The sequence below is a fragment of the Bacillus sp. AP8 genome (assembly GCF_000321185.1).
GTDB classification, from domain to species: Bacteria; Bacillota; Bacilli; order Bacillales; family DSM-1321; genus Bacillus_AD; species Bacillus_AD massilioanorexius.
In genome coordinates, this window is the sequence record NZ_CAPG01000098.1 from 1 (window position 1) to 10,803 (window position 10,803).

General features: G+C 35.9%; 8 protein-coding genes, 9 tRNA genes and 1 rRNA gene. 1 reads left to right on the forward strand and 17 read right to left on the reverse strand.

Features of this window, described 5'->3' with window-relative positions; translation table 11 throughout:
* Positions 1 to 342 precede the first annotated feature (342 nt).
* The 6 genes from glmS to sigW all read right to left on the reverse strand — a co-directional run bounded on the left by glmS (position 343) and on the right by sigW (position 8,115).
* Positions 343 to 2,148 (reverse strand): glutamine--fructose-6-phosphate transaminase (isomerizing), encoded by a 1,806-nt coding sequence (glmS, locus tag BN349_RS22540; RefSeq protein WP_019244575.1) that lies wholly within the window; start codon positions 2,146 to 2,148, stop codon positions 343 to 345.
* A gap of 589 nt (positions 2,149 to 2,737) precedes the next feature.
* Positions 2,738 to 4,081, reverse strand: coding sequence for a phosphoglucosamine mutase (gene glmM / locus BN349_RS22545; RefSeq protein ID WP_019244576.1), 1,344 nt, complete (start codon positions 4,079 to 4,081; stop codon positions 2,738 to 2,740).
* Between the two features lie 244 nt (positions 4,082 to 4,325).
* Positions 4,326 to 5,618 carry a CdaR family protein gene (locus tag BN349_RS22550; protein WP_019244577.1) on the reverse strand — a complete coding sequence of 431 codons (1,293 nt, stop codon included), beginning with the start codon at positions 5,616 to 5,618 and terminating at the stop codon, positions 4,326 to 4,328.
* Positions 5,611 to 6,432 carry a diadenylate cyclase CdaA gene (gene cdaA, locus BN349_RS22555; protein WP_019244578.1) on the reverse strand — a complete coding sequence of 274 codons (822 nt, stop codon included), beginning with the start codon at positions 6,430 to 6,432 and terminating at the stop codon, positions 5,611 to 5,613. Before cdaA ends, BN349_RS22550 begins: the two co-directional genes overlap by 8 nt.
* A 464-nt stretch (positions 6,433 to 6,896) precedes the next feature.
* Positions 6,897 to 7,535 carry an anti-sigma factor family protein gene (locus BN349_RS22560; RefSeq protein ID WP_019244579.1) on the reverse strand — a complete coding sequence of 213 codons (639 nt, stop codon included), beginning with the start codon at positions 7,533 to 7,535 and terminating at the stop codon, positions 6,897 to 6,899.
* Positions 7,536 to 7,551: 16 nt separating this feature from the next.
* Entirely contained in the window at positions 7,552 to 8,115 is a 564-nt protein-coding gene (gene sigW / locus BN349_RS22565; protein ID WP_019244580.1) for an RNA polymerase sigma factor SigW, read from the reverse strand.
* A gap of 250 nt (positions 8,116 to 8,365) precedes the next feature.
* On the opposite strand from sigW, the gene BN349_RS27020 reads away from it, so the two are divergent.
* Positions 8,366 to 8,464, forward strand: coding sequence for a Spo0E family sporulation regulatory protein-aspartic acid phosphatase (locus BN349_RS27020; protein ID WP_081591310.1), 99 nt, complete (start codon positions 8,366 to 8,368; stop codon positions 8,462 to 8,464).
* Here BN349_RS27020 and rocF read toward each other — a convergent pair whose 3' ends face one another.
* The 11 genes from rocF to rrf form a co-directional block, all read right to left on the reverse strand.
* Positions 8,465 to 9,364 (reverse strand): arginase, encoded by a 900-nt coding sequence (gene rocF, locus BN349_RS22575; RefSeq protein WP_019244582.1) that lies wholly within the window; start codon positions 9,362 to 9,364, stop codon positions 8,465 to 8,467. It lies immediately after the preceding gene.
* Between the two features lie 359 nt (positions 9,365 to 9,723).
* Positions 9,724 to 9,799 (reverse strand) — tRNA-Ala (locus BN349_RS22580).
* Positions 9,800 to 9,808: 9 nt separating this feature from the next.
* Positions 9,809 to 9,881, reverse strand: a tRNA-Lys gene (locus BN349_RS22585).
* Positions 9,882 to 9,886: 5 nt separating this feature from the next.
* A tRNA-Gln gene (locus BN349_RS22590) sits at positions 9,887 to 9,961 on the reverse strand.
* A 57-nt stretch (positions 9,962 to 10,018) separates the two neighbouring features.
* Positions 10,019 to 10,102, reverse strand: a tRNA-Tyr gene (locus tag BN349_RS22595).
* 27 nt (positions 10,103 to 10,129) lie between these two features.
* Positions 10,130 to 10,205 (reverse strand) — tRNA-Thr (locus tag BN349_RS22600).
* Between the two features lie 22 nt (positions 10,206 to 10,227).
* Positions 10,228 to 10,303, reverse strand: a tRNA-Val gene (locus tag BN349_RS22605).
* A gap of 5 nt (positions 10,304 to 10,308) precedes the next feature.
* Positions 10,309 to 10,383 (reverse strand) — tRNA-Glu (locus BN349_RS22610).
* Positions 10,384 to 10,397: 14 nt separating this feature from the next.
* Positions 10,398 to 10,470: transfer RNA gene (locus tag BN349_RS22615), tRNA-Thr, on the reverse strand.
* Positions 10,471 to 10,476: 6 nt separating this feature from the next.
* Positions 10,477 to 10,551, reverse strand: a tRNA-Asn gene (locus tag BN349_RS22620).
* Between the two features lie 9 nt (positions 10,552 to 10,560).
* Positions 10,561 to 10,676, reverse strand: a 5S ribosomal RNA gene (gene rrf / locus BN349_RS22625).
* Positions 10,677 to 10,803 lie beyond the last annotated feature (127 nt).

Genomic DNA, 10,803 nt, shown 5'->3' on the forward strand with positions numbered 1-10,803 from the left:
CTCCGTTAGTTGAATAAGGAAGTGTATTCGAAAAGCAACAATATCTATGAACAGAGCCTACAAAAAATATAGATGATAAAGGAAATTTAAAATAATAAATAGCAGAGAGACAACATATGCCGTATATTTTTAAAAACAGTTAATGATTTTCTTAATCAAAAAACCAAAACTTGTATCAATTTATATTGCACAATTAGAATTTCCTTCAATAAAAATAAATAAGACCTAATGAATACATACTCATCAGGTCTTATTTATTATTGATTAATTTGGTTCCCAACTTTAATTGTCAGTTTCCAACTTTTTTTGTTGTTAACAATCCACTTCGTTTTTCTCGATCCCTTATTCTACAGTTACACTCTTCGCTAAGTTACGTGGTTTATCCACATCGCACTCGCGGTGTAAAGCTGCATAATAAGCAATTAATTGTAATGCAATTACTGAGACAAGAGGTGTTAATAACTCGTGCACAGCTGGAATAACGAAGCTGTCTCCTTCTTCTTCCAAACCTTTCATAGAAATAATGCACGGATTTGCACCACGGGCAACTACTTCTTTTACGTTGCCTCGAATACTTAAGTTTACAGCTTCTTGTGTAGCAAGTGCTATAACAGGTGTACCTTCTTCAATTAAGGCAATTGTACCGTGTTTAAGCTCTCCACCAGCGAAGCCTTCTGCTTGGATATAGGAAATTTCTTTCAGCTTTAATGCTCCCTCTAAGCCAACAAAGAAGTCTAAAGTCCGACCAATAAAGAAGCAATTACGCGTAACAGATAAAAACTCTCGAGCTATACCTTCCATTGCCTCTTTTGAATCACAAAGTACTTCCATTGCATTCGCTACAATTCCAAGCTCATGAATAAGATCTAATTTAGCCTCTAATCCTTTTGAAATAGCTGTTACATGCGCTAAGATTGCAAGAACTGCTATTTGAGCTGTATACGCTTTAGTTGAAGCAACCGCAATTTCTGGACCTGCATGAAGTAGTAATGTATAATCTGCTTCACGTGATAATGTTGACCCTGGAACGTTCGTAATGGTTAACGCTTTGTAACCAAGTTCTTTTACCGATACAAGTACTGCTCGACTATCTGCTGTTTCTCCACTTTGTGAAATAAAAATAAACAATGGTTTTGCAGATAAAATCGGCATATTATAGTTGAACTCAGAAGCAACATGAACCTCGACAGGGATACATGCCATATTTTCAATGAATTGTTTACCTACTAAGCCTGCATGATAGCTAGTACCACAAGCTACAATATAAATACGATCCGCTTCATTCATGGCACTTAAAATTTCTTCAGAAATTGTTAAGTCCCCTTTATCATTTTGATATGCTTGAATGATTTTACGCGTTACTAGTGGCTGTTCATCAATCTCTTTCAGCATATAGTGCGGGTACGTACCCTTTTCGATATCACTAGCATCCAACTCCGCAGTATATGGCTCACGATGAACTACTGAACCATCTAGCTTTTTAATTTTCACATTATCTTGAGTTAAGATAACAATTTCCTTGTCCATTAACTCAATAAATTGATCAGTTACTTGTAGCATGGCCATTGCATCTGAAGCAACAACATTGAAAGATTCTCCTACACCGATTAATAGAGGACTTTTATTTTTCCCCACTAGAATTGTACCATTGTTATGCTCATCCAAAAGTGCTAATGCGTATGAACCTTTTAATAGCGATAGCGTTTTACGGAACGCTTCTTCAACAGAAAGATTATCTTCTGTTGCAAACTTATCTACTAGAGCAACAATGACCTCTGTATCTGTTTCACTTTTAAAAGTTACATCCTTTAAATATTCGCGCTTTAAGATGTTATAGTTCTCAATGACACCATTGTGTACAAGTGTAAAACGATGCGAAGAGCTTTGATGAGGATGGGCATTTACTGTACTTGGTACACCATGAGTTGCCCAGCGTGTATGACCAATCCCAGTTTGTGCAAATATCTTTTCATCTACAACAGCTCTTAAATCTGCAATACGTCCTTTTTCTTTAAAAACTTGTACTCCATTATTATTCATAACAGCAATACCAGCAGAGTCATATCCTCTATATTCAAGCTTTTCTAGCCCTTTTAACAAGATTTCCTTTGCATCTTGATTTCCTATATATCCAACAATACCACACATACTTGTTCCTCCAAATCATCCAAAGGGACAAGAATGTCCGGGGACACTCTTGTCCCCTTGTCTCATATATTTTAATTTTTAAGTGTGTGCATTTTCAACTCGTTGTCCAATAAGTTACCTTATTGTTTTAAAGTTGAAATATACAGCTGTGCACTTCAACTGGGAGGTACCCGCCGAATCTTCGATAAACCTCCACCTCGTCAACTAAACCACTCCGTCCGATTTAGTTCAGGCGCTTTTTTGGTTAATACGTCCATATTTTTGTCTACAACCACCTTTCAATAAATTAGGAGTATATGCCATTGAAGAAATTTCAAAAGCAAAGTAATCATACCTTATGTTGAACATTTCGTCAACACAACATATGACCCCTATACTTTTGGAACCTTACTATACAAATATGCATAAGAAGAGAAAGCGTGCCTCTTATGCATAGAAAAGCTTAATCACCTTGCAGGCTTAAATCACACGACCTGTGAAAACGCTGATGTAACCTACATAAAAGAAAAAGCTGTCTAGAAAATCCTCATTGACCTTCTAGACAGCTTGTCTTCTATTCGTAGGTACTGAAAAAGCAATACGGACTATTTTATAATCCCATTTCCTTCTCTACCACTGCACAAATACGTTCTACATATTCGTTACATTGCTCTTGTGTTGGCGCTTCTGCCATTACACGAACAAGAGGCTCGGTACCAGAAGGACGTACTAAAATACGACCATTTCCATTCATTTCTGATTCAACTTCAGCAATAATTTCCGCTACTTTTTCATTGTCTGTAACGTGATATTTATCAGTTACTTTCACATTTACTAGCTTTTGCGGATATTTTTTCATTTCTCCTGCTAATTCAGAAAGAGGTTTTTTCGTCATTTTCATGATATTAACCAATTGTAAACCTGTTAACAAACCATCTCCTGTTGTATTGTAATCAAGGAAAATGATATGTCCTGATTGTTCACCACCAAGATTATATCCACCTTTTTTCATTTCCTCTACTACATAACGATCTCCAACAGCTGTTTGAGCACTATTAATACCCTGAGCCTCTAACGCTTTATAATATCCAAGATTGCTCATAACAGTAGAAACAATTGTTGCATGCTTTAATCTAGCGTTTTCTTTTAAATGTTTTCCACAAATATATAATATTTGATCACCATCAACAATATTTCCTTTTTCATCAATGGCAATAATACGATCTCCATCTCCATCGAATGCTAGTCCAACATCTGCACCTTTTTCTTTTACAAATGCCGCTAAGCTTTCTGGATGCGTAGAACCTACACCATCATTTATGTTCAATCCATTTGGAGATGAACCCATTGTTGAGATATCAGCGTCTAAGTCTGCAAATAAATGCGTAGCCAATGAAGAAGTTGCACCGTGTGCGCAATCAAGAGCGATATGCAAGCCAGTAAATTCTTCATCTACCGTTTGTTTTAAGTATGATAAATACTTTTGTCCGCCTTCGAAGTAGTCATTAACTTGGCCTAAATCTCCACCAATTGGTCTTGGTAATGTGTCTTCGACTAAATCCATCAATTGTTCAATTTCTTCTTCTTGTTCATCGGATAATTTAAAACCATCATTTCCGAAGAATTTAATACCATTATCAGCAACTGGGTTGTGTGAAGCTGAAATCATAACTCCAGCCTCTGCACTTAAAGCTTTTGTTAAGTATGCAACTCCTGGTGTAGAAATTACACCGAGGCGCATTACTTCTGCCCCGATAGATAGTAAGCCAGCTACTAGCGCGCCTTCAAGCATATGTCCTGAAATACGAGTATCTCGGCCAATTAAAACCTTAGGACGATCTGCATGTTTTGTTAATACATATCCTCCGAAACGTCCTAGTTTAAAAGCAAGCTCAGGCGTTAATTCACTATTAGCTACACCTCTTACTCCGTCAGTTCCAAAATATTTACCCATGTTAAAATTCTCTCCTTCATGTGTTTTACTGTGAACTTGCACAATAAAGTCAACCTATTAACCATTATCTTTACACTAACATCTATATTGAACCAATCTAACCTAAAAATAGGAAAACACACTTTTAGAAATCCAAAGCTACAATGATAAAACAGTGAAGCAAAAATAATTATGTTATTTTAAATAGAATGGTGTGTTTTCTTATCATCTTTTAAAAAATGAAAGGTTAGATTGAATTATCTCATCATGTTCCTACATCATTTTTTGTAATTGAAAACTTAGCGACAGTATCAGACGCTTCTACTTTTACATTATTAGGAGCTTTGATTTGCAATGTTTCTGTATGCTCCCCCTCAGTAAGACCCTTCACATTCAGAACGAGCTGTATATCGGATGCTGTTAAAGTGTTTATCACACTCTTATCCCCCGTTACAACCACATTCGTACTACCTTTACTCGGATTGATAAAGGCTAATTCATAGCCTTCATCTAAACCTATATAGTTAATACCAAGATTTGAAAAGGTTTTAGAAATGTCTGCAGCCTCTTCTTCATTGTTTTCATTATCAGCATTCGTTTGCTCATCCTTCGAGACAGACACCTTTACTTCAACTTCTTGAACGGATGCTGCAGTTATCCCATCTGGTAAATCAATTGCTACGGTAAATGTTGAATCTTTTTCAATTTTACTAACATCAACAGGCACTTGTAATTCGTCTATTGAATCAAGAATAGATTTTTTTCCGTATAAAGTTACTTCATACGGATTAGCATTGATACTAGTAATATTAATACCTTCCTTAGGTTTACCTGAGGCAACAGGTATGATTTTCATTTTTTTACTAGGACTTTTAATAGGAACTTCCACTTCGACAGTCGATGGATTAATGTTAACATCCAGCTTATTTAAATCTCGATCCAAGGCTTGAACTTGCGCCTGACGTACTACGTTTGAATTAGCTCCTACATCAATGTTTACAATTGCTTTTACATAGGCAATCTTTTCAATAGAATCTTTACCACCCGTAATTTTTACTTTTTTAGGTTTTACTGTAGGCTCTTCAGCAATAAATCCATCTTCTAGAAGTGCTCGATCAAATTCTGGCTGTACAGAAAACTCTTTTGTTACCTTTTCTTGAATAGAAACTTCTGCATAGGCTGGTTGAATAGAAGAACTAATTTTCTCGCTTAAATCTTTAATTTTGATTGGTACTTTCTTATCTCCTAATTCTATTTCAGGATCGGATAAGTCAATATAGACTTTGAAATCTCGTGAATTTTTAGCAGGTATCACTAAATTCTTTGGACCATTTAAAACTACATCAACTGTTTTTGGAACACCTGTTACAACCAAATTATCTCGATCATAGTATACATCTACTGGAACTGATTCAACTACTTCTGTTCCCTTTGTTGAAGGTGTATTAAAAATGGATGAGTCAGATTTAGCCTCAAAGTTTACAGATATATATAACAAGGCTGCTAGCGATAACGCCACGACTTTTAAAAACCATGGGGTTTCGATAAATTTATCCATGCTTCTTCACCCTCCAATTCCATCGGTTAGAAGATGTTGATTTATATACATTGACTAGCTCATTCATTAGCATTTTTTTGAAATCTTCAGGTGAAAGATTGCGGTGAAGCTCACCATTACGTGTTAATGAAACAGCTCCTGTTTCTTCTGATACAACTACCGTAATACAATCTGTTACCTCACTTACTCCTAATGCCGCACGATGTCGTGTACCAAGCTCCTTTGAAATAAACGGACTTTCAGACAATGGCAAATAACAAGCTGCCGCTGCAATTTTATTTTTTTGAATGATCACTGCACCATCATGCAGCGGTGTATTAGGGATAAAGATATTTATTAATAGCTCAGATGTAATTTTGGAATCTAAAGCAATACCTGTTTCGATATATTCATTTAATCCTGTTTCAATTTCGATTGAGATTAAGGCACCAATACGACGTTTAGCCATATATTCGGTCGCTTTTGCAATCGCTTCTACTGTTTGTTCATTTTCATTTTCTTCTTGTACAGCACTTCTAGAGAATAATTTACCTCTTCCAAGCTGCTCAAGTGCTCTTCTTAATTCAGGCTGGAATATAACGATGATTGCAATAAAACCCCAATCCATCGCCTGTTCCATCAACCAAAATAACGTATTAAATCCAAATAAACCACTTAAACTTTTTACAACGACTATGACGAAGATTCCTTTCAATAATTGGACAGCCTTCGTACCTTTTATAACCATTAATAATTTATATATAACAAACCATACTAGGATAATATCTACAACATTCGTAATAATGTCAAAGAAAGGAAAGTTAGATAGTGACATGTTACTTCCTCCAATTGAGTATGTAATACCTACATAAATTTCCGATAACTTTATTATTATATCATATATTAGCCCAACTCCAATTAAAAGCGGTGATTCACGTTCAAATAATACTGGTATTTCCTCTATTTTCTCTCCATAGCAGCTCTGTATAAGCATTCATTAAATGTTATAACTTTAGGATGCACTATAAAATTAAGAAAAAACGTTATCGCGTTCTATTCATCATTCGTTTATTTCTAGAAAACGTGCCAATTTAAATGCAGTTTTCACAGGCTTCAGGCTATGAAAAAGTGATAAATATAGATCGACATTCCCACTCCAAAATGTTCTCTTTTCAAGAGGCATCTGGTGAGCCCACAGGAGTCTTGCGGTTTACACTATAATCGAATCTAGTTACATTCACCGAACTTGTTTAATATAACAATCTTTTAGAAAATAGCCTATAAAAAAATCATCCAACCCTAGTTGGATGATTGCATCTCTTCTTTACTTTCCATGAAGGTTAATGCCTTTTTCGCTGTATTTTTAATTTTATACCACAGCCATTCAAACATTTCATCTACTTCCTCTATGTCCCCAGAAACATGCCCCGCCGATGCTAAATATTTCTCACCATTAATGACGGTCACATTACCATCAACTTTTCCTTCAATTTTAATATTTCCATTTCTGACTACTACGTCGCCAGACACCGTTTTTCCTTCAGGAACAATGACCGTATCATTATCAACAACTAATTCCGGTTGCTTAGAAACAGAAAATTGATGATCTTCCTTCCAATTTGAAAATAAAGCTCCACTCATTAACACAATAAAAAGAGAAGCTGCTGTAAGTAATGGATGATTTTTAAACCAACGTTTCATACCTACCTTTTTCTTTTCTTTAGGTAAGCTTGCCATAACCTTTTGTGTGAAATCAGCTGGTGCCACAATATGCGATGTGCTTTGTACAAGCGCTATAGACTTCTTCAACTGATGAAAATATGATTGACAATCTTCGCAAGTTTGCAGATGATGGCGCAATATACTTTCATGTTCCACACTTATTTCGTTATCCAGATATTCATGCATATATTCTATGATTTCATTTGAACATTTCAATATAATCACCTGCTTTTTATAAGTTGCTTAATTGTTTACGCAATGCTTCACGCCCACGATGGATACGTGTTTTTATAGTCCCAATTGGCATATCCAATATTTCTCCAATTTCCTTTAATGATAATTCTTCGATGTATTTTAAAACGATAACAGTACGATACTTTTCCGGTAATTGTGTGATTTCTTTTTGAATTCTCTCATGGAGTTCTAAACTTTCTACTTCATCTTCAGGTAAAAGGGTATCTCCCGGAACCTGTGAGTACATATTAAGTCCATCCGTACCTGCTACTTCCGCATCTAGATAATAATCTGGTTTCTTTTTTCTAATTCGATCAATACATAAATTTGTCGCAATACGATATAACCAAGTAGAGAATTTTAGTTTTATGTTAAAACTGTGGATGTTAACAAATGCTCTAACAAATGCTTCTTGGGCCATATCTTCCGCTTCATGTCGATTTCCAAGCATACGATAGCATAGTTGAAATACTTTATCTTTGTAGATTTCAACTATTTCTCCATAAGCATTTTGATCACCTTTCAAGACTTCCTTAATTCTTTGTTTGACAAGTAGTTCCATTTCTTTATTAACCTCCGCCCTATGCGGCTACATTATATTTACGGTTGATTCACACAAAAGTTTCATAAAATACCTTATTTATTTATCTTATCAAAGTTTATATATTTTAGGTTTACCCTATATAAGAAAAGGGTAAAAAAATAGATTTTTTTAGAAATGAGGAATTCTAAATGCCTAAAGAAATGAAAAATATCTTAGAATGTATTGAAAACACACGTATGGAAATGATTGTACTAGCGAAAAAAACTCTATTAATGATAAAAATGTTTTAAAGATAAGTAAAGAGCTCGACTATCTACTTAACAAACACCTTAAATTGACAAAAAAAAGAAGCAAAAGCTTCTATTAATTATAGTAATACTTCGCCAAATAATGAACCCATTAAGGCAACAGCTAAGATAGCAGTTTTATTCTTTTCATCTAATATTGGATTTACTTCTACAAATTCAGCTGAAGTTATTAAATTAGACTCTGCTAACATTTCCATAGCTAAATGGCTTTCTCTATAACTAATTCCTCCTAGAACAGGCGTACCGACACCAGGAGCTTCAATTGGATCTAATCCATCTAAATCTAGAGATAAATGAACACCATCTGTCCGATTTTTTAAATATAAAATGGCTTCTTCCATTACTTTAGACATACCCAAACGATCAATTTCATGCATGGTATACACTTTTATATTTTTTTCTTTAATTAATTGTTTTTCCCCTTCATCTAAGGATCTAGCCCCGATAATAACGATATGTTCTGGTTTAATTTTAGGAGAATAGTTCAAAATGTTCGTAAATTCAGAATGACCTAAACCTAAATTTGCCGCAAGAGACATTCCATGTGCATTTCCAGATGGAGATGTTTCCATTGTATTTAAATCTCCATGCGCATCATACCAAATAACACCTAAATTACGATAATGCTTAGCAATTCCTGCAATACTTCCTATAGCAATACTATGATCTCCACCTAAAAGCAAAGGAAATGAGCCACTTGAAACAACAGCATCTACTTTTTCAGCTAAATCATTACTTATTTCTTCTATTAAATTTAAATTCTTTATAGGTTCATTTAAGTCATTCATTTTTTTATTATGATCGATGTAAATATCCCCAAGATCTTCAACTTGATATTCAAGTTTTTCTAATCTTTCTACAACACCAGCATATCTTATTGCACTTGGCCCCATATCCACTCCACGTCTAGTTTGGCCTAAATCCATAGGAACACCAATAATAGAAATACTCGTATTCATTGTTAGATCCCCCTCATCCTATTGTTATATATTTTAGCCTATAACAATAAAATGACTCAACTTAACAAAAAAATAGTATAAATATTCAAAAATAACATTTCAAAAACGTATAAATCATTCTTAATTCAATCTTCTATTTTCATCTATTATTTATAAGTGAATACCACATACATTCTTTTCCAGCAGTCAAATTCTTATTACACGTTTCCAATTATATAACTAAAGAGGCGCTTTCATTATTTTAATTTCTATACCGCCTCTTACTTACTAAATGAAATCCAAAAAGCAAATGGGAGCCTATATAACAAAAAAAGTCTTAGACAATATATAGTCTAAGACGAAAATAGTATGTAGTGTAATGGTGGAGCCTAGCGGGATCGAACCGCTGACCTCCTGCGTGCAAGGCAGGCGCTCTCCCAGCTGAGCTAAGGCCCCTACATAAAATGAGCCATGAAGGATTCGAACCTTCGACCCTCTGATTAAAAGTCAGATGCTCTACCAACTGAGCTAATGGCTCTTTAATGGCTGGGCTAGAAGGATTCGAACCTTCGCATGACGGAATCAAAATCCGTTGCCTTACCGCTTGGCTATAGCCCAATAAAGAAACATAAAAATAGGTGGTAAGTTTAACAACTTGTCCACATTTTTTAAAAATGGTGGAGGGGGGCAGATTCGAACTGCCGAACCCGAAGGAGCGGATTTACAGTCCGCCGCGTTTAGCCACTTCGCTACCCCTCCGATATTTAAGTGAATGACTAATTAAAATGGTGCCGGCAAGAGGAGTCGAACCCCCGACCTACTGATTACAAGTCAGTTGCTCTACCAACTGAGCTACACCGGCATTTTAGTAAGTTTAAAAAATATGGTGGAGGATGACGGGATCGAACCGCCGACCCCCTGCTTGTAAGGCAGGTGCTCTCCCAGCTGAGCTAATCCTCCATATATGGTGACCCGTACGGGATTCGAACCCGTGTTACCGCCGTGAAAGGGCGGTGTCTTAACCGCTTGACCAACGGGCCATTGTCATTAATAAAGCTTCCAACCGGGCTCGAACCGGTGACCTCTTCCTTACCATGGAAGTGCTCTACCTGCTGAGCTATGGAAGCAATATATGGCTCCGCAGGTAGGATTCGAACCTACGACCGCTCGGTTAACAGCCGAGTGCTCTACCACTGAGCTACTGCGGAATAATAACAGCCTGGCAACGTCCTACTCTCACAGGGGGAAACCCCCAACTACCATCGGCGCTGAAGAGCTTAACTTCCGTGTTCGGAATGGGAACGGGTGTGACCTCTTCGCCATCATTACCAGACATATTACTCATATGCTTTCAAAACTATTAATCAGGACAAATACTATTATAATATTTTTCCTGACTTTTTCAAGAGGAAATTTTTTCACTCTCTCAAAACTAGATAACAGAAGGTGTAAATTACTGA